This window comes from Arsenophonus endosymbiont of Bemisia tabaci Q2 (genome assembly GCF_902713415.1).
Classification (GTDB): domain Bacteria; phylum Pseudomonadota; class Gammaproteobacteria; order Enterobacterales; family Enterobacteriaceae; genus Arsenophonus.
The window spans coordinates 1-22,773 of the sequence record NZ_CACTIE010000064.1 but is presented as its reverse complement, the minus strand read 5'-3'; the positions used below and the strand labels follow the sequence as shown (position 1 = coordinate 22,773).

Annotated in this window: 22 protein-coding genes and 5 pseudogenes; 9 read left to right on the top strand and 18 right to left on the bottom strand. The window is 39.1% G+C overall.

The window, feature by feature from the left end; translation table 11 throughout:
• The first annotated feature begins 5 nt into the window (after positions 1-5).
• From cyoB to ARSQ2_RS03710, 5 genes are all read left to right on the top strand, one after another.
• The gene (gene cyoB, locus ARSQ2_RS03730; protein ID WP_181994402.1) at positions 6-1,997 is read left to right on the top strand and encodes a cytochrome o ubiquinol oxidase subunit I; all 1,992 of its coding nucleotides are present in this window, start codon (positions 6-8) and stop codon (positions 1,995-1,997) included.
• A complete protein-coding gene (locus ARSQ2_RS03725; protein ID WP_181994401.1) occupies positions 1,987-2,604 on the top strand; it encodes a cytochrome o ubiquinol oxidase subunit III in 618 nt (205 codons plus the stop codon). Before cyoB ends, ARSQ2_RS03725 begins: the two co-directional genes overlap by 11 nt.
• Positions 2,601-2,933: a cytochrome o ubiquinol oxidase subunit IV gene (locus ARSQ2_RS03720; protein WP_181994400.1), complete on the top strand. Its 333-nt coding sequence runs from the start codon at positions 2,601-2,603 to the stop codon at positions 2,931-2,933. Before ARSQ2_RS03725 ends, ARSQ2_RS03720 begins: the two co-directional genes overlap by 4 nt.
• 15 nt (positions 2,934-2,948) lie before the next feature.
• Complete coding sequence (gene cyoE / locus ARSQ2_RS03715) at positions 2,949-3,833, top strand: heme o synthase (protein WP_181994413.1); 885 nt, start codon at positions 2,949-2,951, stop codon at positions 3,831-3,833.
• Positions 3,834-4,010: 177 nt separating this feature from the next.
• Positions 4,011-5,375 carry an MFS transporter gene (locus tag ARSQ2_RS03710; RefSeq protein ID WP_181994399.1) on the top strand — a complete coding sequence of 455 codons (1,365 nt, stop codon included), beginning with the start codon at positions 4,011-4,013 and terminating at the stop codon, positions 5,373-5,375.
• A 38-nt stretch (positions 5,376-5,413) separates the two neighbouring features.
• Here the strand turns inward: ARSQ2_RS03710 and ARSQ2_RS03705 are convergent, their stop codons facing one another.
• Positions 5,414-5,905 (bottom strand): YajQ family cyclic di-GMP-binding protein, encoded by a 492-nt coding sequence (locus ARSQ2_RS03705; protein ID WP_181994398.1) that lies wholly within the window; start codon positions 5,903-5,905, stop codon positions 5,414-5,416.
• A gap of 133 nt (positions 5,906-6,038) precedes the next feature.
• The gene (locus ARSQ2_RS13580; protein ID WP_255487312.1) at positions 6,039-6,167 is read right to left on the bottom strand and encodes a hypothetical protein; all 129 of its coding nucleotides are present in this window, start codon (positions 6,165-6,167) and stop codon (positions 6,039-6,041) included.
• A gap of 63 nt (positions 6,168-6,230) precedes the next feature.
• On the opposite strand from ARSQ2_RS13580, the pseudogene yajL reads away from it, so the two are divergent.
• A pseudogene (gene yajL / locus ARSQ2_RS03700) lies at positions 6,231-6,780 on the top strand (protein deglycase YajL).
• Positions 6,781-6,896: 116 nt separating this feature from the next.
• Here yajL and thiI read toward each other — a convergent pair.
• Positions 6,897-8,348: a tRNA uracil 4-sulfurtransferase ThiI gene (thiI, locus tag ARSQ2_RS03695; protein ID WP_181994397.1), complete on the bottom strand. Its 1,452-nt coding sequence runs from the start codon at positions 8,346-8,348 to the stop codon at positions 6,897-6,899.
• A gap of 211 nt (positions 8,349-8,559) precedes the next feature.
• Between thiI and xseB the strand changes: the two genes are divergently transcribed.
• The 3 genes from xseB (at position 8,560) to dxs (ending at position 11,719) form a co-directional block, all read left to right on the top strand.
• On the top strand, positions 8,560-8,814 hold the full coding sequence (gene xseB / locus ARSQ2_RS03690) for an exodeoxyribonuclease VII small subunit (protein WP_181994396.1): 255 nt from the start codon (positions 8,560-8,562) through the stop codon (positions 8,812-8,814).
• A 3-nt stretch (positions 8,815-8,817) separates the two neighbouring features.
• On the top strand, positions 8,818-9,738 hold the full coding sequence (gene ispA, locus ARSQ2_RS03685) for a (2E,6E)-farnesyl diphosphate synthase (RefSeq protein WP_181994395.1): 921 nt from the start codon (positions 8,818-8,820) through the stop codon (positions 9,736-9,738).
• A gap of 115 nt (positions 9,739-9,853) precedes the next feature.
• Positions 9,854-11,719: a 1-deoxy-D-xylulose-5-phosphate synthase gene (gene dxs / locus ARSQ2_RS03680; RefSeq protein WP_181994394.1), complete on the top strand. Its 1,866-nt coding sequence runs from the start codon at positions 9,854-9,856 to the stop codon at positions 11,717-11,719.
• Between the two features lie 76 nt (positions 11,720-11,795).
• Here dxs and pgpA read toward each other — a convergent pair whose 3' ends face one another.
• The 15 genes and pseudogenes from pgpA to queA all read right to left on the bottom strand — a co-directional run bounded on the left by pgpA (position 11,796) and on the right by queA (position 22,608).
• Positions 11,796-12,287, bottom strand: a complete 492-nt coding sequence (gene pgpA / locus ARSQ2_RS03675) for a phosphatidylglycerophosphatase A (protein ID WP_181994393.1) — start codon at positions 12,285-12,287, stop codon at positions 11,796-11,798.
• Positions 12,280-13,272: pseudogene (gene thiL, locus ARSQ2_RS03670) on the bottom strand (thiamine-phosphate kinase). Before thiL ends, pgpA begins: the two are co-directional and overlap by 8 nt.
• Before the next feature lie 105 nt (positions 13,273-13,377).
• Positions 13,378-13,791 carry a transcription antitermination factor NusB gene (gene nusB, locus ARSQ2_RS03665; protein WP_181994392.1) on the bottom strand — a complete coding sequence of 138 codons (414 nt, stop codon included), beginning with the start codon at positions 13,789-13,791 and terminating at the stop codon, positions 13,378-13,380.
• A gap of 23 nt (positions 13,792-13,814) precedes the next feature.
• Complete coding sequence (gene ribH / locus ARSQ2_RS03660) at positions 13,815-14,285, bottom strand: 6,7-dimethyl-8-ribityllumazine synthase (RefSeq protein WP_181994391.1); 471 nt, start codon at positions 14,283-14,285, stop codon at positions 13,815-13,817.
• Between the two features lie 191 nt (positions 14,286-14,476).
• Complete coding sequence (gene ribD / locus ARSQ2_RS03655; protein WP_181994390.1) at positions 14,477-15,586, bottom strand: bifunctional diaminohydroxyphosphoribosylaminopyrimidine deaminase/5-amino-6-(5-phosphoribosylamino)uracil reductase RibD; 1,110 nt, start codon at positions 15,584-15,586, stop codon at positions 14,477-14,479.
• Between the two features lie 8 nt (positions 15,587-15,594).
• Positions 15,595-16,044, bottom strand: coding sequence for a transcriptional regulator NrdR (gene nrdR / locus ARSQ2_RS03650; protein ID WP_181994389.1), 450 nt, complete (start codon positions 16,042-16,044; stop codon positions 15,595-15,597).
• A 105-nt stretch (positions 16,045-16,149) separates the two neighbouring features.
• Positions 16,150-17,118, bottom strand: coding sequence for a protein translocase subunit SecF (gene secF / locus ARSQ2_RS03645; RefSeq protein ID WP_181994412.1), 969 nt, complete (start codon positions 17,116-17,118; stop codon positions 16,150-16,152).
• 11 nt (positions 17,119-17,129) lie between these two features.
• On the bottom strand, positions 17,130-18,977 hold the full coding sequence (gene secD, locus ARSQ2_RS03640; protein WP_181994388.1) for a protein translocase subunit SecD: 1,848 nt from the start codon (positions 18,975-18,977) through the stop codon (positions 17,130-17,132).
• 28 nt (positions 18,978-19,005) lie between these two features.
• Entirely contained in the window at positions 19,006-19,338 is a 333-nt protein-coding gene (yajC, locus tag ARSQ2_RS03635; RefSeq protein WP_181994387.1) for a preprotein translocase subunit YajC, read from the bottom strand.
• Between the two features lie 173 nt (positions 19,339-19,511).
• On the bottom strand, positions 19,512-19,697 hold the full coding sequence (locus ARSQ2_RS13575) for a transposase (protein WP_255487300.1): 186 nt from the start codon (positions 19,695-19,697) through the stop codon (positions 19,512-19,514).
• Positions 19,698-19,755: 58 nt separating this feature from the next.
• A pseudogene (locus ARSQ2_RS14665) lies at positions 19,756-19,944 on the bottom strand (transposase); the annotation flags it as partial.
• Positions 19,945-20,018: 74 nt separating this feature from the next.
• Positions 20,019-20,147 (bottom strand): annotated as a pseudogene (locus ARSQ2_RS14660) (IS630 transposase-related protein); the annotation flags it as partial.
• Complete coding sequence (locus ARSQ2_RS14655) at positions 20,095-20,208, bottom strand: hypothetical protein (protein WP_420837731.1); 114 nt, start codon at positions 20,206-20,208, stop codon at positions 20,095-20,097. The gene ARSQ2_RS14655 and the pseudogene ARSQ2_RS14660, both read right to left, overlap by 53 nt.
• A 158-nt stretch (positions 20,209-20,366) precedes the next feature.
• Positions 20,367-21,446: a tRNA guanosine(34) transglycosylase Tgt gene (tgt, locus tag ARSQ2_RS03620; protein ID WP_181994386.1), complete on the bottom strand. Its 1,080-nt coding sequence runs from the start codon at positions 21,444-21,446 to the stop codon at positions 20,367-20,369.
• Between the two features lie 89 nt (positions 21,447-21,535).
• Positions 21,536-22,608: pseudogene (gene queA, locus ARSQ2_RS03615) on the bottom strand (tRNA preQ1(34) S-adenosylmethionine ribosyltransferase-isomerase QueA).
• Between the last annotated feature and the right edge of the window lie 165 nt (positions 22,609-22,773).

Below are 22,773 nucleotides of genomic sequence, written 5' to 3'. Positions count from 1 at the left end.
ATAGTATGTTGGGTAAATTAACGCTCGATGCAATCCCTATTAACCAGCCAATTATTGTCATCACTGTGATATGTATTTTATTAGCTGGCATAGCTATTTTAGGCGTTATCACCTATTTTGGTAAATGGAAGTGGCTCTGGAGCGAATGGCTAACTAGTGTAGATCATAAAAAAATTGGCATTATGTATATTATCGTTGCCATGGTAATGCTACTACGCGGTTTTGCTGATGCCATAATGATGCGAGGTCAACAAGCATTAGCGTCAGCCGGTGAGGCCGGTTTTTTACCTCCTCATCATTATGATCAAATCTTTACCGCTCACGGTGTGATCATGATTTTTTTCATGGCAACACCTTTCGTGGTTGGCTTAATGAATTTAGTTGTGCCATTGCAAATTGGTGCTCGCGATGTAGCCTTTCCGTTTTTAAATTCTCTCAGTTTTTGGTTATTTGTCGTTGGTGTTATTTTGATTAACCTATCATTAGGTGTCGGGGAATTTGCGCAGACCGGTTGGCTAGCTTATCCCCCATTGTCAGGTAAGGAATACAATCCTGGTGTCGGGGTAGATTATTGGATATGGAGTTTACAAATATCAGGCATTGGCACCACCCTAAGCGGAATAAACTTTTTTGCGACCATTCTACGGATGCGGGCGCCTGGTATGTCAATGATGAAAATGCCTGTTTTTACTTGGACAGCGCTTTGTACTAATATACTGATTATCTCAGCATTTCCTGTCCTAACCGTTACTATCGCACTACTCACACTTGACCGATATTTAGGCACCCATTTCTTCACTAATGATATGGGCGGCAATATGATGATGTATATCAATTTGGTCTGGGCTTGGGGACATCCTGAAGTTTATATATTAGTGTTACCTGTTTTTGGCGTATTTTCGGAAGTCACAGCGACATTCTGTAAAAAACGTTTATTTGGTTATACGTCTCTGGTCTGGGCGACCATTGTTATTACTGTAATGTCGTTTGTCGTCTGGTTACATCACTTCTTTACCATGGGAGGAGGGGCAAATGTCAATGCCTTCTTCGGTATAGCTACCATGATTATTGCTATTCCAACTGGAGTAAAAATATTCAATTGGTTATTTACCATGTACCATGGCCGTATCGAATTTAAAACACCAATGCTCTGGACGATTGGTTTTATTGTTACCTTTTCGATTGGTGGGATGACTGGCGTACTATTGGCCGTTCCCGGTGCAAATTTTGTGCTGCACAATAGTTTATTTCTGATTGCCCATTTCCATAATGTCATTATTGGTGGAGTGGTCTTTGGTTGCTTTGCTGGTATGACCTACTGGTTCCCGAAAGCATTTGGCTTTACATTAAATGAGAAATGGGGCGTTCGTGCTTTTTGGTTTTGGATCAGTGGCTTCTTTATTGCCTTTATGCCACTTTATATACTGGGCTTTATGGGAATGACTCGTCGTTTAAGTCAAAATATTGATCCACAATATCATTCAATGCTGATGGTCGCTTCACTCGGTGCTGCGCTTATTGCTATCGGAATTCTCTGCCAAGTGATTCAAATAATTGTCAGTATTCGCGATCGCCACAAAAATCGCGATTTCAGCGGCGATCCATGGGATGGTCGTACATTAGAATGGTCAACATCGTCTCCTGCACCTTTTTATAATTTCGCGAAAGAACCACAAATTGATACGCGTGATGCTTGGTGGGATATGAAAGAAAAAGGGATTGCATCTCAACAACCAACCAAATATGAACCCATTCATATGCCACAAAATACTGCTGCCGGAATAATTATTTCAGCGTTTTGTTTAATCTTCGGTTTTGCTATGGTCTGGCATATTTGGTGGCTAGCGATTATTGGTTTTTCTGGTATTATCGCCACCTGGATTGGCAAAAGTTTTGATGACAATGTTGATTATTATCTCCCTGTAGAAGAAATTAAACGTATTGAAAAACAGCATTACGATAAACTGAAAAAAGCAGGTATTCATCATGTCAACTAATTCAATAGCTAATCAACATATTGCCCATGATTTTCATGGGCATCATGACATAGGCGCAACAAAAATATTTGGTTTTTGGATCTATTTAATGAGCGATCTGATCCTGTTTGCTTGCCTTTTTGCTACCTACGTTGTTCTAGTTCATGGTACTGCCGCAGGCCCGACAGGAAAGGAGATTTTCAACCTCAATTTTGTCTTGGTCGAAACCTTCCTGTTATTGTTTAGTAGCATCACTTATGGATTTGCCATGCTTGCGATGCATAAGCAGAAAATAAATCTGGTGAAATTATGGCTACTGATTACTTTTTTATTCGGATTCGGATTTGTTATCATGGAAATTTACGAATTTCATGAGCTCCTTTCTGAAGGTTATGGGCCTGATCGCAGCGCTTTTCTTTCCGCTTTCTTTACGCTAGTTAGTACTCACGGTATTCATGTAATTTTTGGTTTAGCCTGGATCATCATCATGATAATCCATATCTCACGTCATGGCCTCACTGCCGTCAATCAAACCCGTTTAAGTTGTTTAAGTCTTTTTTGGCATTTCTTAGATGTTGTTTGGATCTGTGTATTCACCGTTTTTTATCTTCTGGGGGCACTTGCATGAGTTACACAAATACACAGCACTCTGGTGCTAGCCACGGCAGTATGAAGACTTATTTAATTGGCTTTATACTTTCGGTCATTTTAACGGTCATCCCCTTTTGGATCGTAATGAATAGTACTTTATCCCATGACACTATCTTATGGATCGTTGTTGGTACGGCAATTAGCCAGATTCTGGTACATCTTGTCTGTTTCTTACATATGAATACCTCTTCAGATGACCGTTGGAATCTGGTTGCCTTCCTGTTCACAATACTAATTATAGGCATTGTCGTTATTGGCTCGCTGTGGATAATGTATAACCTGAACATCAATATGATGCTCGACTAAAGAGTTGTGGATCTAATGAAGCAATATCTACAAGTGACCAAACCAGGCATTATTTTCGGTAATCTAATTTCTGTTATTGGCGGCTTTCTGCTCGCAGCTAAAGGTATAATAGATTACCCACTATTTATTGCCACATTACTCGGCGTATCTCTGGTTATCGCTTCTGGTTGTGTTTTTAACAACTATATTGACCGAGATATCGACCGAATGATGGAGAGAACCAAAAATCGACCTTTAGTTAAAGGACTTATTGCGCCGAAATTTTGCCTAATTTATGCCACCCTACTGTGTATTGCTGGCATAGCTTTACTTTATATTGCCACCAATCCCTTAGCGGCACTACTGGCCGTTATCGGTTTTATCATATATGTCGGTATTTATAGTCTCTATATGAAACGTAAATCGGTTTATGGCACCCTGGTAGGTAGCTTGTCCGGCGCTGCGCCGCCAGTTATTGGTTACTGCGCTGTTGCTGATCAATTTGATATGGGAGCATTGATTCTGCTATTGATCTTTAGCTTATGGCAAATGCCACACTCTTATGCAATTGCTATTTTTCGCTTCAAAGATTATCAAACCGCCAATATTCCCGTATTACCAGTAATTAAAGGAATTTCGGTCGCCAAAACTCATATCTTTTTATATATCCTTGCTTTTATGGTAGCAACCATTATGCTCACCATTAGTGGCTATGCCGGCTACAAATATCTTATTTTTGCCGCCGCCGTGAGTTTATGGTGGCTTGGTATGGCAATTTCTGGCTTTAAAAATCAGAATAATGATCGCCTTTGGGCACGGAAACTGTTTATATTCTCTATCGTGGCAATTACTTCTCTCAGTGTCATGATGTCGATTGATCCAACTGTTACCGCTGAACAGATTTTTGTCTATCTCAAATAATAATTTATCTTAAATAGTGGCAGATAATTGCCACTACCTACACGGTTAAAACATCTAATATGCAAATGAATTCCCGACTTTTTTATCTATATCTTGCTAATTCTTACTTGACAGATAGATTAACTAATCGATTAAACTATTTTACAATATTCACTTGTAAAATTTCTGAGATAAACCATGAATGATAGTAAAATGACGCCTACTGAATTAAAGGCTACTTGGGGATTAGGGGCAGTATTCACATTACGTATGTTAGGCATGTTCATGGTATTACCCATCTTAGCCAGCTGTTGGCGCGAACTGAAAGATGCCAATGAATTGTTACTTGGTCTGGCTATTGGCATTTATGGTATCAGTCAGGCTATCTGCCAAATCCCATTTGGTTTAATGTCGGACCGATTTGGTCGTAAGCAATTAATTATCGCCGGCTTACTCATTTTTATTGCCGGTAGTGTGATTGCCGCGATGACAGATTCTATCTGGGGTATCATTATCGGTCGCGCGTTACAAGGCGCAGGGGCTATTTCTGCTGCAATTATGGCGTTGCTGTCCGATCTGACTAGTGAACAAAATAGAACTAAAGCGATGGCTTTTATGGGAATAAGCTTTGGCATCACTTTTGCTATTGCACTCGTTCTCGGCCCAATTATCACCCATGCTATCGGTTTACATGGCCTTTTTTGGGGAATAAGCTTACTTGCCTTTGGCGGGATATTAATAACTCGCTTTGCCGTACCAGATAGCCGATATCATAGCGTTAATCGCGAAACCCATTTTATAAAAAATAGTGTACAAACAGTGATTAATAATCGCCAACTAGTTAAACTTAATTTTGGCATTTTTTGTTTACATACGTTGTTGATGGGAAATTTTGTTGCTTTACCGTTAGTGATGATCGATTCAGGTCTAGCAGCTAATCAACATTGGAAAATATATTTACTAACTTTACTTCTTGCTTTCATTATGGTGCTACCTTTTGTTATCTATGCTGAAAAGCAGCGTCGAATCAAACAAGTTTTTCTATTATGCATTGGCATCTTATTTATCTCTGAATTAACATTTTATTTTTCCAAACAACAATTTTGGTTAATCGTATTAGGTCTTCAGCTATTTTTTATTGCCTTTAATGTTATGGAGGCATTATTGCCTTCACTTATCAGTAAAGAAGCGCCTGCCGGATATAAAGGAACCGCGATGGGTCTCTACTCAACCAGTCAGTTTCTAGGCGTTGCTTTAGGTGGGATCTTAGGGGGATGGCTTTTTCAATTAAATGGTGCTTCGTTGGTCTTTATGACTGGACTGATACTTTGTACATGTTGGTTTTTTATTAGCTTAAATATGCATCAACCTGCTTATACCAGTAGCATTCGTTTACTTTTACCCCAACAGATAAAAGATATTAATTTACTACAAAGCCAATTAATGAATCAGCCCGGTGTGCGCGAAGTGATGTTCGATCTTAAAGCGCTTAGTGCCTACATTAAAATAGATAAAAAAATTATCAGTCGTCAACAGTTGGAAACTATTATTAATAACCAATAACACACTACCTGCTCTAGGATACAGCAGGAATGATAAATTTAGTCACGAAAATTAGTAAATTGAAAAGGTTGCCCAAGTTCAGCCTCTCGCACTAGCGCTATCACAGCTTGTAAATCATTGCGTGACTTACCGGTTACTCGCACTTGTTCTCCCTGAATTTGCCCCTGAACCTTCAATTTACTCTCTTTAATTAGTTTAATGATCTTTTTTGCCATTACCGAATCAATGCCTTGCAGTAACGAAGCATCAAGGCTATAAGTTCTGCCACTATGAACAATATCGTCAGGTATATTCAAGACAGCACCATCTATTCCACGCTTAGCTAATTTCTCGCGTAAAATATCTACCAATTGGTTTACTTGAAAGTCGGACACGCTCGTTATTTTAATCGACTCATTCTTTTCATTGAGTTCAAAACTGGCTTCAACATTGCGAAAATCCCAACGACTAGCCAATTCACGTTGTGCATTTTCAACGGCATTACTCACTTCATGGATGTCAATTTCAGAAACTATATCAAATGATGGCATATTTCATGACCTCCTTATTACTCATAAAATAGCATAATACTACTTTTTATTATCAGCAAAAGCTCTATACTTAATGTTAAATAAATTCCCTAAAAAGCATATAGCTAGGCGACTTTAAAATGATTACAAGTAATTACTCTATATCATTAAATTTATATTGGAGAAAAACATATATTTTGTAATCAAAATTAAAACGCTTAGCTATAATTGATTCAGTCAGATAAAAAATAATAGCGATCTTTAGTGCTGGCGCTGTTAGCAAGTTATGGCTGACAACATGCTAAATCCGATTATTTATCCATTAATTAAACCGAGAGAAGCTCTAATCTCACCAACCGTTCTCGTCTTCCTTGCGCATGGTAGCGAAGAAATACAAGCCGTAACAGTGATTGATCTGTTAACTAGAACTGAGATCCCAGTAACAACTGCAAGTACCACAGATAATGGCGAATTGGTGTTAACTTGCTCACGTGGAGTAAAAATTGTTGCTGACACTCAGTTAGTCAATATCATTGAACAGGATTTTGCTGCTATTGTATTACCTGGTGGATTGAAAGGCGCGGAGGCGTTTCGTGATAATCCGCTGATCATTGAAAAAATTCGCCAATCTCATCATCAGGGTAAAATCATTGCCGCTCTTTGTGCCGTGCCGGCAATCGTACTAGAACACCATAGTTTATTTCCAATGGGGAATATGACCGGTTATCCGGCTTTACAAAGTAAAATTGCCAGCCATAAACGCGTTGATTGTCGTGTCTACTATGATGAACGGGTAAAACTACTTAATAGCCAAGGGCCCTGCCACAGCTATTGACTTTTCACTTAAATTTATCGAGCTATTAGTTGGCAAAAAAAAGGTAGCGGAAGTTGCTTAGCAACTTGTCCTGCCGCCTGGTATTTAAAACTATGCCAACTAACGGTGATATGGCAAATTGTGTATATTAACTTGAAACTCCCCTATCCTTAAGACGAAAAAGTCAATGGATGACCACTAAGAAGGACGATACACTTTTACATTTTTAAAACCTTCTTCATGTAAATAAAGTGCCTGTAAGCGGCTCATAACACCGCGCTCACAATAAAGCAAATAGGGTTTTTCTTGTGGTAACTCAGCAAATTGGTTATTTAGCTTATAAAATGGCAATAACCTTACTTTAACACCTTCAAGCTTGAGTGGACGCGCTTCCTGTTCATCAGGGGAACGAATATCCAGCACAATATCATCGCCTGAAAATGTAGTGACAATTTCCACTTCTGGCGTTTTATCTTCGCTATCATTCATTATCTGACGAATATCAATATTTTGTGCTGTACTAACAACATGATAAAGAAGAGAAAAATCAAAATTAGTTTCCTGCGCTTCAATTTTAGCTTTTACTGCTTTCACAGTTGGCTTTTTCGAAATCACGCCACAAAACTCAGGCATAGTACAGGCAAAATCTGCCGTCCCTATCTCACGAGATAGATTAATAATATTTTTTTTATCATGTGAAATTAATGGCCGCAAAATCAATGTATCGGTAACATTATCAATTACACGTAGATTGGTTAATGTCTGGCTAGAAACCTGTCCTAACGCTTCTCCGGTTACTAAAGCCTGAACCCCATAACGTTCTGCTACTATAGATGCGGCGCGAATCATCATCCTTTTCAATACCACGCCCATCTGGCCATCATCAATCTTTTCAAGAATTTCGCTTACAATCCGAGCAAAATCTATCGCGACAAAACGCACTTTATGTGAACGACCAAAACGATGCCAAAGATGGTAAGCAACCTGCTTGACGCCAATTTCATGACTGGCGCCACCCAGATTAAAAAAGCAATAATGAACTCGGCAACCACGCCGCATTAACATGTAGCTAGACACACCTGAATCAAAGCCACCCGATATCAACGACAAAACATCTTCTTGAGTACCAATAGGAAAGCCACCAATCCCTTGAATACGCGATTTAACAAGCATGAGTTTATCCTTTTCAATTTCAAGATTGATAGTGATATCAGGCTGATTGAGTTTTACCTTAGCTGATGAAATATGTTGATTTAATCCCCCACCAACATAACGTTCTACTTCAATTGAAGTAAAGTCGTGCTGACCACGACGCTTAACGCGTACACAAAAAGTTTTATTGGTTAGCCATTCAGCATAAGTTGCATAAGCTAACTCAAAAATATGATGGAGATCGCGGAATTGATATTCTTCAACTAACAGAATATAATGGATGCCAGGAATTCTGGTTAAAGCATCGCAAATTTCATCATGATATGTGTTTTTTTTGGTGCGAACTTCGATATTATCCCAATGGCGAATAACGGTTATTTCCGCATCTAACACCTTCAATATATTAAGAATATTACTAGCCAAGATCTTAATAAAGCGCAAGCGCACTGATTGGCTTTTAATGGTAATTTCAGGAAATAGTTTAATAATAAACTTCATAATTTTGTATAAAAGTCGGTTTTTATTTTTGCGAATAAACGCATATTATTCATATTTATTAGCAGAGCATTTGATTTTAAGACGGGAAGTATATCACTATATTGCTGTTCGTCGCTAAAAATCACAAAAAGAATAAATTGTCTGCATAAATGTAGTAAAATAAATCGCCTGACGCTCATATTCACCTGATATTAAAACAAGTAAAACGATTATGGCTAAAAAGAAAATATCTGATAGACAAGATCCGCTATCTTTTGAAACTTCTCTGACAGAGTCAGAGCAGATAGTCACACGCTTAGAATCAGGCGAACTTCCGCTGGAAAAAGTATTAAGTGAATTTGAACAAGGGATCCAATTAGCCAGACAAGGCCAGAAAGCGTTGCAACAAACAGAACAACGCGTCCAAATTCTGTTAAAAGCCGATGACCATGCACCACTAGACAACTTTACGCCGGAAGATAAATAAATCATGTCTGAAATAGTGACACTTTCTTTTGCGGATCAACGCCAATGGGTACAAGATCGCGTCAATAAAACACTACTAAAGCAATTCCAGCGCCTACCGTTTAATCAAAGTCAACTGGTCAAAGCGATCAAATATGGCACATTACTTGGTGGAAAGCGACTAAGGCCTTTTTTAGTTTATGCTATAGGTGATATGTTAAATGTTGCCGTGGAAAACCTGGATGTACCTGCTGTGGCCGTTGAATGTATTCATGCTTATTCATTAATCCACGATGATTTACCCGCAATGGATAACGATAATTTACGTCGTGGCCAACCTACCTGCCACATTTCCTTCGGTGAAGCTCATGCCATTTTGGCTGGTGATGCCCTCCAAACACTTGCCTTTAACATCTTGTCTCGTTCCGCTATGCCTGATATTAGTGATACTAATCGGCTGGCAATGATAGCTGAGCTGGCTACTGCTAGTGGAGCAGCCGGCATGTGTGCTGGTCAAGCGCTCGATATGGAATCAGAAGGTCAACAAATTGATATAGAAACCTTAGAATCTATTCACCACCATAAAACCGGCGCTTTAATTCGTGCCGCCATCAGAATGAGTGCACTTGCGGCTGGCCGCCAAAGCTACAAATTACTACCATTATTAGATAATTATGCCAATGCGATTGGACTACTATTCCAAGTCCACGATGACATTCTTGATGTTATTGGTGATACAGACACTTTAGGTAAAAAGCAGGGATCTGATGAAAAACATAAAAAAAGCACATATCCATCATTAATCGGTGTTGAACAAGCACAAAAAAAAGCCAACAATTTATTTGAACAAGCACTGGATGCGCTTTATAGGTTAGAACAACAGTATGGATTAAATACGGAAACACTACAAAATTTAACACACTTTATTATCGAACGAAAAAGCTAATTTTCTTGATTAAAAAATAGAATATTTTACCAGTAATAAAAATTCAAAATAATTTTTTGGCGGCCTACTATAACGTCATGGGTATAAACAAAAAATAATTATTTAATGGGCAGACATGAGCATTGATATCACTTCCTATCCAACTTTAGCATTAATAGAAACGCCGGAAGAATTGCGACTTTTACCAAAAGAAAGTCTGGTAAAATTATGTGAAGAGTTGCGACAATTTTTATTAAATAGTGTTAGCCGTTCCAGTGGACATTTTGCTTCTGGATTAGGAACCATTGAACTTACTGTCGCTTTACACTATGTCTATAAAACGCCATTTGATAATCTTATCTGGGATGTCGGTCACCAGGCATATCCACATAAGATATTAACTGGCCGCCGCGGCCGGATTGATACCATACGACAAAAAAATGGCTTACATCCTTTCCCCTCGCGAGCAGAAAGTGAATATGACATTCTCAGTGTCGGTCATTCCTCGACTTCTATCAGTGCGGGACTTGGTATGGCGGTAGCTGCTGAATATGAAAATAAAGTTCGCAAAACGGTTTGTGTTATTGGTGATGGCGCCATTACCGCAGGTATGGCTTTTGAAGCAATGAACCATGCGGGTGACATTCATAAAGATATGTTAGTGATCCTCAATGATAATGAAATGTCAATTTCAGAAAACGTCGGGGCGTTAAATAATCATTTAGCGCAACTGTTATCGGGCAATCTATATACTAGTTTACGTGAAGGGGGCAAAAAGGTATTTTCCAATATTCCCTCAATCAAAGAATTGTTAAAGAAAACCGAAGAGCACCTTAAAGGTATGATGATCCCTAGTACTATGTTCGAAGAACTAGGCTTTAACTATATTGGTCCCATTGACGGCCATGATGTACTCACATTAGTACAAACATTAAAAAATATGCGTGATTTAAAAGGCCCACAGTTTTTACATATCATGACCAAAAAAGGCAAGGGGTATGAGCCCGCCGAAAAAGATCCTATCAGCTGGCATGCGGTGCCTAAATTTGATCCAGCAACTTTTAGCCTTCCAAAAAACAATAATAGTCAATTAACATTTTCACAAGTTTTTGGTGATTGGTTATGCCAAGAAGCAGTCGATGATCCTAAACTCATGGCTATCACACCAGCCATGCGAGAAGGATCGGGAATGGTTGAATTTTCCAAAACCTATCCTAAACAATATTTTGATGTTGCTATTGCAGAACAACACGCTGTGACTTTTGCTGTTGGCCTTGCCATTGGAGGCTATAAACCTGTCGTTGCTATTTATTCTACTTTTTTACAACGCGCCTATGATCAAGTGATCCATGATGTCGCCATTCAAAAATTACCTATCCTGTTTGCTATAGATAGAGCAGGCATTGTTGGTGCTGACGGACAGACCCATCAAGGTGCTTTCGATCTATCGTTTTTACGTTGTCTACCGGATATGATCATTATGTCGCCCAGTGATGAAAACGAATGCCGGCAAATGCTACATACGGGTTATCACTATCAGAATGGCCCTGTTGCGGTTCGTTACCCAAGGGGAACAGGCTCTGGCGCCACTCTACAACCTTTAGCAAAAATTCCAATCGGTAAAGGAATAATTCGCCGCCAAGGAAAAAAAGTTGCCATCCTAAATTTTGGCACATTACTTAGTGAAGCGATGAAAGCCGCAGAATTACTCGATGCCACCGTGGTCGATATGCGGTTTGTAAAACCGTTGGATGAAACATTGATATTAGAAATAGCTCACAACCATAAGCTATTAGTAACATTAGAAGAAAATGCAATTATGGGGGGAGCCGGTAGCGGTGTTAATGAATTTTTATTAAAAGCCCATCACATTATGCCTATCATTAACCTCGGCTTGCCTGATCACTATATCGCACAAGGAAATCAAACAGAAATTCAGGCTGAATTAGGGCTTAATGCGGAAGGAATTGTAAAATCAATTAACAACTATTACGCTAAATAAATTAATAAATATCTTGAAAACCAAAAGCAGCGGTTTACCAAGCGCTTTTGATTTTTAGTAATTCACTTCACTTACATTATAAAACAGGTAACCAGTGTGCAAGCGCAGCCACGATAACCATAGCAAAAATAGCCGCGATAATATCATCTAACATAATACCTAGCCCGCCACCTACTTGCCGATCAAACCAACCTATAGGCCAAGGTTTTAACATGTCAAAAAAGCGGAAAAGCAAAAACGCTATCAATACCCATTCCCAACTAACTAACGGTATCACCATCAGGGTCATCCACATGCCAATAAATTCATCCCACACAATACTACCGTGGTCGTGAACTTGCATATCATCGGATGTTCGTTGACAAATAACAATACCAACAAAAAAACCAAATAAAATAATAAACCAACATAACCAAACGGTTAATAACCAATACATCAGTAGCCAGAATGGAATAGCAGCTAACGATCCCATTGTTCCAGGAATGATGGGTGATAAACCACTACCGAATCCGGTTGCCAATAGATGCCAGGGATTTGATAGCTTTAAACGAGATTTTGCATCAATCATAGCAAGCTTCCACAATAAAATGATCAAAACCAGTTAAATTAGGTGAAACCTCTTTATTCCCATAAAAATAGCGGATCCCTTCTAATTCTGGTGTTATCTCGCCGATACAATGAAAATTTGCCCCACAGTATGCGCTAGTGCTGACTCTAATGCACCACGATTTATCTCACGCACTGTAAAGCACAGTTCATAATCTTCTCCACAACCTAACGCCCACAGGTTAACGCCTGTTCTGAGGTAACTGGTCTGCAGAATGCCTCTGATACTGGCAAAGAATCTAATTTAATTTTAGCGCCACGGCCACTAATTTTGAGAATATCTCCAAGATCAGAAATCAAGCCATCAGAAATATCAATCGCCGAAGAAGCAAGATGAAGTAAAGCCTGCCCTTGCAAAATACGAGGCTGTGGCCTTAAATGACGCTGGATCAACAAATGACGATCTTTTACATCATCGAAAACCAGCTGTGATTGTAAAATCGCAAGACCTGCAGGACTATCACCCAATGTTCCGGTAACATAAATCCAATCACCATTACAAGCTCCAAGACCGGGGTTAGTGATTTTCCTGTCGGAATCAAACCATGGGCTGTATAGGTTAAACTCATTGGCCCTCGTATTGTATCGCCAACAATAAGTTGCATTTCATAGTAATTAAGCTGTTAAAATAGGCTAGAGCTAAATCTTGCCAGCGAATCTTCATTGATATGTGGCAATGTGAACGCCAGAGAAACCCAGGCAGGATCAGCTCCCATAGCGGCTAAATCACTTAAATTAACCGCCAAATATTTATAGGCTAAATCTTCAGGTGAAATACTATCAAGAAAATGGATACCTTCAACTAGTGTATCGGTAGTAATTGCTAATTGCTGTCTTTCCGGTATTGTTATCAATGCACAATCATCACCAATACCAATATTAACGTCATGCCGATTTTGCTGTTGACGATTAAAATAACGCGCGATGGATGATATCAAATTCGTCACAAACCATAATAATATTCCAATATACCATGCTCCGATTGCTATAACGCTATGACTGCACTTTATAATCAAAATGAACATCAGATTATTCGAAAAGCCTGAACACCATTATTTTTTACGCACAGTAGGAACAACTTTATCGAGCGCACCATTGATAAATTTGTGACTCTCCTCGGCACCAAAAACTTTTGCTAATTCAATCGCTTCATTAATAGCAACTTTATAAGGTACATCATCACGATAACAGAATTCAAACATCGCTAAACGTAAAACGGCTTTCTCTACCTGACCAAGCTCCCCAAGCTGACGAGAAAGATAAGGAGCCATTTTTTTATCCAGTTCTAACACATGAGTTGAAACGCCATTAAGTAGTTCACGGAAATAAGTTACATCAACATCTGACATATCCTGTTCAGATAAAAATTCCACTTCAACATCAGCAATACTATTACCCGATAATTGCCAAGAATAAATCGCCTGAACAGCACACTCACGCGCGCGATGACGAGCAGCAGGTTTCACAAAATTCCCCTTAAATAAAATAGTTAGCCTTTAATGGCTTGAATTACATTAACCATTTCTAGTGCAGCTAATGCAGCATCTGCACCTTTATTTCCCGCTTTTGTACCTGCGCGCTCAATTGACTGCTCAATATCCTCGGTGGTTAATACACCACAGGCAACAGGAATATTACTTGTCATCGCAACATTAGAAAGTCCAGCACTACACTCACCGGCAACATATTCAAAATGTGAGGTTGCACCACGTATAACGCTAGCAAGTGCAAGAACTGCATCATATTTTTTTGTTTCTGCTAATGTTTTAATCGTCAAAGGCAGTTCATAAGCACCTGGCACCCAAACTACCGTAATATTTTCCTTTGCAACTTGGCCAACACGTTCCAAGGTATCAATAGCGCCTTCCAGCAAGCTATTGTTGATAAAATGATTAAAACGTGCAACAACGATCGCTATACGAGCTTTGGGTGCTGCTACCGTAGCTTTTATTACCTTCATAGCCCCTTCCTTAAATACTAATTATTCATTACAGAAATAACAATTTTATCATATTCTTTTCTATACTGCGCTGCTGAATTTAGCTAACTTTAAAACAGTCATTAGGAACGCTAAATTTAATCAATTAAATGTTACATTACTTTAACTATACTACTTTACTATATTAAGCTAACCTATTAATGAATATGACATTACAATGGTCGAAGTGTTAAACGTAAATCAGGTCCAATAAGTTCAATATTAATAAATTCAAATGCAGGTGCATCTTTCAATTTTTGTAATGCTGGAATATTAATTAATTCTTTTGCGGTTCCACCTAAAATTTTAGGCGCAATATAAACAACCAATTCATCAACTAATCCTAGTGTTAACAAAGCACCGGCAAGTGTTGGACCGCTTTCGACCCAAACTGAATTAATATTACGCTTAGCCAGCTCCATCATTAGCAAAACTAAATCAATGCCTTTTTTGTAGGTTGGGATGGCTATTTGCTCAACATCACCACACCAATTTTGCGATATGGGATTAGGGCGAATAAGCCAACATTCACCATCTGATTTTGTTATAATATGTTCTGGTTTTACTTGATTCTCACTATCCAAAACAATTCTTATTGGTTGTCGAAGACATTCTTTAGGATAAATATTTTGTAGCTCACGCGTAAAATCTGTCGAACGAACATTCAAAGCTGGATTATCAGCTAAAACAGTAGCACTGGTAGTCAAAATTGCGCTCGCCCGAGCCCTGAAACTTTGTACATCTTGACGAGCTACTGGCGAAGTGATCCATTTACTTTCACCTGATGCAAGGGCCGTCCGCCCATCAAGTGATGCGGCTAACTTAAGTTGAACATAGGGGAACCCTGTTCGCATTCTTTTTAGAAAGCCTTGATTTAATTGTTCAGCTTCATCCATCAGTAAACCATGTAATACTTCGATGCCAGCCTGCTGTAATTTAAGTAAACCACGTCCTGCAACCTGTGGATTTGGATCTAGCATAGCCACAACAACTCGCCGAATACCTGCTCTAATTAACGCATCTGCACAAGGTGGCGTTTTACCATAATGACTGCAGGGTTCTAATGTGACATAAGCAGTTGCTCCGTTCGCTTTTTGACCTGCCATTTGTAAGGCATGAATCTCAGCATGCGCCTCGCCTGCTTTCCAATGAAAACCTTTACCCACGACTTCACCGTTGCGTACAATGACACAGCCTACATTCGGATTTGGTGAGGTAGTAAATCGTCCTTGCTTGGCCAATGACAACGCACGGCTCATAAACTGCTTATCAAACGTGGTCATTTTTATTATTAATCCTGTAACTTAGCAATTTCTTCGCCAAATTCACGAATATCCTCAAAACTACGATATACCGAAGCAAAACGTATATATGCAACTTTATCCAGCTTTTTCAATTTATCCATGACAATTTTTCCAATCATCTTGGCCGGAATTTCTCGCTCTCCGGTTGCGCGAAGTTGCGATTTTATATTGTTAATAGCTGTTTCCACATCATCGGAACTTACCGGGCTTTTTTCTAATGCTTTTTGCATACCTCGTCTAAGTTTGTGTTCATCAAATGACTCACGTACATCATCACTTTTTACCACACGCGGCATGACTAATTCAGCCACTTCAAAAGTAGTAAAACGTTCATGACATTCAACACATTGTCGACGACGACGAACCTGCAAACCATCGCCAACCAGACGTGAATCAATCACTTTGGTATCTACAGCGGTGCAAAATGGGCAATGCATAAAATTTCCTTATTTTAGGGTCCGGTTTTTCAGTTTAACTCAGCTATCAATGAAAAACACCCTGCTAGCGCAATCTAAAAGAGTGTGAATTAACAAAATTCGTCTTTACGGCAGCAGAGAATGTTGATCCGCTCCCTCTTTTTCTACTTTAGGAGGAAGCAAATGGTCTCGTTTCATTCTCATCTTTAATGCTAGAGCAGAAGCAACATAAATAGAAGACACGGTTCCAATCGTCACGCCAATTAACATAATTAGAGAAAATCCTTTCAGTATTGACCCACCAAAAAGATAGAGCATCAATACCACTAATAAAGAAGTTCCTGATGTAATGAGTGTTCGACTCAATGTTTGGGTCAAGGAAACGTTAACTATTTCATAAGAAGTACCGCGGCGGATCTTGCGGAAATTTTCACGAATACGATCAGAGACAACAATGCTGTCATTTAATGAATAACCGATGACCGACATTAATGAAGCAACGATAGTCATATCAACTTCAATCTGAAAAAGCGATAGAATGCCTAATGTAATAATCACATCATGCGCTAATGATATTACTGCACCTGCAGCCAGACGCCATTCAAAGCGGAAACCTACATAAATAAAAATACAGATCAAAGCAGCTAACAGTGCCATTGCACCGGTTTGAGCTAATTCACTGCCTACACTCGGTCCGACAAATTCGATGCGCTTAATCGTTGCTTTATCATCAACATTTTTGTTAATGACTGAAATAATGGACTTACCGATTTCTTGACCTGCCACGCCTTCAGTAGGAGGCAATCGAATCATAATATCTTGGCTACTACCAAAATTTTGAATCAACGGCTCTTGATGGGCATTATTCGCTAAACTCGCTCTAATTTTATCAAAATTAGCAGGTTGACTCAGATTAATTTCAATAACAGTCCCGCCGGTGAAATCCAATCCCCAGTTAAATCCTTTCAATGAAATAACCGTAACCGAAAGAATAAATAAAGCAATTGAGATACCAAAAGCTAAATAATCCCAACGCATAAAATCGATAACTTTACGGCCATGATTTAACTGTTCTACTGTGTAATCTTGCGCCACAACCACGCTCCTTAGATAGACAGCTTTTTAATACGTTTACCACCATAAAATAAGTTCACGATAGCACGTGTTCCTACAATTGCAGTAAACATGGAGGTGGCAATACCAATCACCGTAGTAATGGCAAAACCCTTAATTGAGCCGGTGCCTACCGCATACAAAATGGTTGCCGTGATCACAGTTGTCAAATTTGCATCTAAGATACTGGAAAATGCCCCCTTGTAACCTTCATATATCGCTTGCTGTATTGAACGACCATTCTTTAATTCTTCTTTAATACGTTCATTAATCAACACATTCGCATCAACGGCAACAGCAAGCGTTAAAACAATACCAGCAATTCCCGGCATGGTTAAAGTGGCCCCCGGTAATAGCGAAATAATCCCCATAATGAGGATCAAGTTTGCTAATAATGCAGAACTGGCAATCAGACCAAACTTGCGATAATAAATGACCATAAATAGAATTGAAGCTAGTAAACCGGCTAATGATGCTTTCATTCCTTGCTCAATATTTTGCAATCCTAATGTTGGCCCAATTGTGCGTTCTTCAACAATTTGAATAGGTGCAATTAATGCGCCAGCACGTAATAATAAAGATAATTGACGAGCTTCAGTTCGATTACTGATACCAGTAATACGAAATTTGCTACCAAAGCGGGCAGAAATTCTTGCGACATTAATGACTTTCTCATCTTTTACCAAAATAGCACGACCATTGGCATCCTTTCGCCCGCTATCTTTATATTCAACAAATAGGGTTGCCATCAATTTATCCTGATTATCACGGGTAAAATCAGACATAATTGAGCCACCAGCGCTATCCAGACCAATGCTTACCTGCGGGCTACCCATTTCATCCAAATCCGATGTCGAATCAGTAATATGATCACCTGTCAAAATAACGCGTTTATAAAGAACAACAGGCTCACCATCGCGAGTATATTTTATCTCAGAATCACCAGGAATATGGGCACGTTGAACAGTCAAACTGTCTATGCTGACATTAACTAAGCGAAACTCCAGCGTTGCAGTAGCACCAAGGATCTCTTTTGCTCGCGCCGTATCTTGAATACCCGGTAATTCAACGACAATACGATCAGCGCCCTGACGCTGTACCAATGGTTCAGCAACGCCTAATTGGTTAACACGATTACGGATAATATTAATATTTTGTGATACTGCATAATTACGTGCTTCACGGATCCGTTCATCTGTCATTACTGCCGTTAATAGATTGTTGTTGGCGGCAGTAAAAACCAAATCGCGATAACGTGGTGTCAAATAAGATTCCGCTTGCGAACGTCCACTATCATCACGAAAACGAATTTCAACACCGTAATTATCTATTTTACGTATAGTTGAATATGGGATCCCTTTTTCACGTAAATCACTACGCAGGCCATCCATATTCTGTTCTTGCAATTTACCTAAGGTTGTTTCCATATCCACTTCCATTAAGAAATGAACGCCACCACGCAAATCTAACCCCAATTTCATTGGTTCACCGCTCAATGCCCTTAACCAATGAGGGGTTGCAGGTGCCAGATTTAACGCTACGATATACTGCTCTCCTAAACCGGCAACTAAAGTTTCGCGTGCATGTAACTGGACATCTGGATTATTAAAACGAGCAAGAATTATACCACTTTCCAGTGCAATTGATTTACTTCCGATTTTCTCTTTCTTTAAAATATTGCGAACTTGATCCAAAGTCTGTTCATTGGCTGCGGTTCCCCGAACGCCAGTAATCTGAACAGCCGGATCATCTGCATAAAGATTGGGAAGCGCATACAGCAAACCGATGAGCAACGCAGCGATCAGCATCAAATACTTCCACAAAGGATAACGATTTAGCACGGCAAATTCCCTTCGGGAAAATCAGAAATTAGATAGATTTTATTGTACCTTTTGGAAGTACAGCAGCAACGAAATCACCTTTAATGGTTACTTCATTGGTGTCATTTAATGCAACAACAATGTAACCCGTTTCAGATACTTTAGTGACGCGGCCAATTAATCCAGCGGTTGTTAGTACCTCATCACCTTTAGCAATAGAATTCATTAATTTTTTGTGCTCTTTAGCTCGCTTCTGCTGTGGGCGTAAGATCATAAAATAAAAAATCAATCCGAAAACAACCAGCATGATGATCAAAGAATATGGGTTTCCTTGCGCTTGACCACCAGCTGAAGCGACTGCTTCAGAAATAAACAAACTCATCAAAATTTCCTCATTGTGATTAAAATAATATTTCTAGCTCAAAAAATTAATCCAAGCCTATAAATCCTACACTGATTTGATTCAATTAGCACGACTGAAATTATACTCTAGTTTGATGAAATCGATTTATTAATCCGTCGATAAAACTCTATAGCTAAGCGACTTAATTTTGATTACACCATATTGAGTGCGAACAAAATATCTGTATCGCATCCGAGCGCTCTTTTTTTGCATTTAGCTTGTGCCCATTTATGTTCAATTGAATTAAGATCTGGCGAATAGGTAGGCAAATATTCCACCATATGCCCCGCATCGATGATGACTTGTTGAATACTCTGTTTCTTGTGAAACAGTTGCATGAACCATCATGATTACACTGTTTTTAGGAAGTACTGGGATAAGGACTTGGGTGACCCATGCATAGAAAACATCGCTGTTAATATTGATATCAAATAATCCGATAGCAAACAGCGTTGTGCCCAATAAAGCGCCGATAACATTTGTTCTTCCTTTAGCTCCCCAGTTCTTGAGACCAACACACCGTTGACCTTTCGGGGAATAGCCGTGAGTCCGCGGGGTATCGTGTGAAAAACCACTTTCATCAATAAAAACAATATGCTTGCCTTCTTTTTCATACTGTTGTTTTTTTGTTGAAACGTTTGTCGAGTGTTTTCGTCGGCTTTCGGATGACGTAGAGTTTTTTTATAGGTCAATCCCATTTTTTTAAGAGCTTGCCAAATGGCCTTCTGACAAACGTCAAAACGCTCTGCACACTCTTTTTGGTAAGCATCTGGATATTTGTTCAACATCTTTTATCAACTCGGATTTATCAATTTTTCGCTGACGCGTAGTCGATGCTTTTGGCTCTATTTGATTAATCCAACACGATACAGATGCAGAGCCAATCCGAAATTACTTCGCTGTTTCTCGGATACTCAACCCTTCTTCTTCCATCGTAAATATCACTTTACATCTAAAATCAATTGAATAGCTCATATAAATAATGTTATCAAAATTAAGTCGCTTAGCTATACTGCAAAAGCCTCAAATTCACCTTTTTCAATCGCTTGTCGAATTTCAGCCATTAGCCGTTGATAATAACGCAAATTGTGTAAGGTATTAAGCCTGGCACCAAGAATTTCATTACATCGGTCAAGATGATGTAAATAAGCACGGCTATAGTGAGAGCAAGTATAGCAGTCACAATGGGCATCTAACGGCGAAGTATCCGATTTGTATTTAGCGTTACGGATTTTAATTACACCTTCAGTGACAAATAAATGGCCATTTCGAGCATTCCTGGTTGGTATTACACAATCAAACATATCAATACCGCGCCGAACCCCTTCAACCAGATCCTCAGGTTTACCGACCCCCATTAAATAGCGTGGTTTATTGTGCGGGATTTGTGGGCAAACATGCTCTAAAATACTGTGCATATCCGCTTTAAGTTCACCGACAGCTAAACCACCAACAGCGTAACCATCAAAACCAATCTGGACTAAACCTTTTACGGATATATCACGTAAATCCGGATAAACGCTGCCCTGAATAATGCCAAACAACGCATTTTTATTAGCTAACTCATCAAATCGTTGGCGACTACGTTTTGCCCAGCGAAGAGACATTTCCATCGATTTTTTGGCATAATCCCACTCTGCCGGATAAGGTGTGCATTCATCAAAAATCATGACAATATCTGAACCAAGATCGTACTGAATTTCCATCGACTTTTCAGGGCTCAGGAAAACCCTTTCGCCATTGATTGGATTGCGAAAATAAACACCCTCTTCTTTAATTTTACGCATGGCAGCAAGGCTAAAAACCTGAAATCCACCGGAATCAGTCAAAATTGGTCCTTGCCATTGCATAAAATCATGCAGATCGCCATGTAATTTCATTATTTCCTGTCCAGGACGAAACCATAAATGAAAAGTATTGCCTAACAGGATTTGGGCCCCGGTTTGTTTAACTTCTTCTGGCGTCATCCCTTTTACTGTACCATAACTGCCAACCGGCATAAAAGCAGGCGTTTCTACAATCCCACGCTCAAAAATCAAGCGACCAAGACGAGCTTGGCCGTCTTGACTTTGTAATTCATATTTCACTTTGCCTCTCTAGCATCAGAAAAACAGTCTGATGGATTAGTTACATATTCAATTAAATAAATTGCTCATATCAATTTAATAGTTAACAACTAGTTAGCCACTTTTTCACTCTCTGCTTTAGGATTGTGCGTGATAAACATGGCATCACCATAACTAAAAAAACGGTACTTTTCTGCGATTGCTTGTTGATAGGCATTCATCGTATTTTGATAGCCAGAAAAAGCAGATACCAACATAATCAAAGTAGACTCAGGTAAATGGAAATTAGTAATTAATGCATCAACAATTTTAAAATGAAAGGCTAGGTAAATAAAAATTCGAGTATCATCAAAAAAGGGGCCAATAATACTTTCTTTACATGCACAAGCCGCGCTTTCTAATGATCGAATCGAAATTGTGCCAACTGCACAATAACCCGTTTACCCCTCGCTTTACACGCCAATATTGCATCAACAGCTTGTTGCGATACTTCAATATATTCTGCATGCATGGTATGTTCAGCAACATTCGCCACCCGCACAGGTTCAAATGTGCCGGCACCAACATGCAGCGTCACAAACGCCATTGCTACTCCTTTTTGCTGCAGCGCCGCTAGCAATGATTCATCAAAATGCAATCCTGCCGTCGGCGCAGCAACGGCACCAGGCCGTTGGCCATAAACTGTTTGATAAAGTGTTCTATCAACCTCTTCATCAGGGCGGTCAATGTAAGGTGGTAATGGCATATGACCAATATCATTTAAAATAGCTAACACATCTCGCTTATCCTGAAAATCAATTTCAAATAGCGTATCGTGTCTTGCCAACATAATAGCTTTAACACTTTCATCATCACCTAATAATAATTCAGTTCCCACCTTAGGTGCTTTAGAAGCACAAATATGCGCCAACATCCGATGACTTCCCAATATGCGTTCAATCAATACTTCAATATTGCCGCCAGACATTTTACGACCATAAAGACGAGCGGGTATAACCTGAGTATTATTGAAAACCAGTAAATCACCTGATTCTAATTTATCAACAATATTAGTAAATATAAGATGTTCCAGTTCACCTGTTGAACCGCTTAAAGAAAGTAGCCGGCAATGACTACGTTTGCCTAAGGGATAATGAGCTATTAACTCATCAGGTAATTTAAAAGCAAAATCAGAGACACGCATTTCTTTACACTATTTGATCAAAACAAGCGAACTAGTCTAGTGCGGCGATAAAAACAGTGCAACAAATAAGCATCACGAAAATTAAAAATTCACTTATAATGACACTATGAATTTTCTTGCACACTTATAGCTAAGCGACTTAATTTTGATGACATTATTTATATG

Excerpts from the sequence above, each read along its gene's own strand:
- ARSQ2_RS03720 (WP_181994400.1), top strand. The coding sequence starts at position 2,601 with ATGAGTTACACAAATACACAGCACTCTGGTGCTAGCCACGGCAGTATG.
- pgpA (WP_181994393.1), bottom strand. The coding sequence starts at position 12,287 with ATGATTGATGCAAAATCTCGTTTAAAGCTATCAAATCCCTGGCATCTA.
- thiI (WP_181994397.1), bottom strand. The coding sequence starts at position 8,348 with ATGAAGTTTATTATTAAACTATTTCCTGAAATTACCATTAAAAGCCAA.
- ARSQ2_RS03710 (WP_181994399.1), top strand. The coding sequence starts at position 4,011 with ATGAATGATAGTAAAATGACGCCTACTGAATTAAAGGCTACTTGGGGA.
- ARSQ2_RS03705 (WP_181994398.1), bottom strand. The coding sequence starts at position 5,905 with ATGCCATCATTTGATATAGTTTCTGAAATTGACATCCATGAAGTGAGT.
- ribH (WP_181994391.1), bottom strand. The coding sequence starts at position 14,285 with ATGAAGGTAATAAAAGCTACGGTAGCAGCACCCAAAGCTCGTATAGCG.
- cyoB (WP_181994402.1), top strand. The coding sequence starts at position 6 with ATGTTGGGTAAATTAACGCTCGATGCAATCCCTATTAACCAGCCAATT.
- yajC (WP_181994387.1), bottom strand. The coding sequence starts at position 19,338 with ATGAGTTTGTTTATTTCTGAAGCAGTCGCTTCAGCTGGTGGTCAAGCG.
- cyoE (WP_181994413.1), top strand. The coding sequence starts at position 2,949 with ATGAAGCAATATCTACAAGTGACCAAACCAGGCATTATTTTCGGTAAT.
- ARSQ2_RS03725 (WP_181994401.1), top strand. The coding sequence starts at position 1,987 with ATGTCAACTAATTCAATAGCTAATCAACATATTGCCCATGATTTTCAT.
- ribD (WP_181994390.1), bottom strand. The coding sequence starts at position 15,586 with ATGACCACGTTTGATAAGCAGTTTATGAGCCGTGCGTTGTCATTGGCC.
- ARSQ2_RS13575 (WP_255487300.1), bottom strand. The coding sequence starts at position 19,697 with ATGCAACTGTTTCACAAGAAACAGAGTATTCAACAAGTCATCATCGAT.
- xseB (WP_181994396.1), top strand. The coding sequence starts at position 8,560 with ATGGCTAAAAAGAAAATATCTGATAGACAAGATCCGCTATCTTTTGAA.
- nrdR (WP_181994389.1), bottom strand. The coding sequence starts at position 16,044 with ATGCATTGCCCATTTTGCACCGCTGTAGATACCAAAGTGATTGATTCA.
- dxs (WP_181994394.1), top strand. The coding sequence starts at position 9,854 with ATGAGCATTGATATCACTTCCTATCCAACTTTAGCATTAATAGAAACG.
- ispA (WP_181994395.1), top strand. The coding sequence starts at position 8,818 with ATGTCTGAAATAGTGACACTTTCTTTTGCGGATCAACGCCAATGGGTA.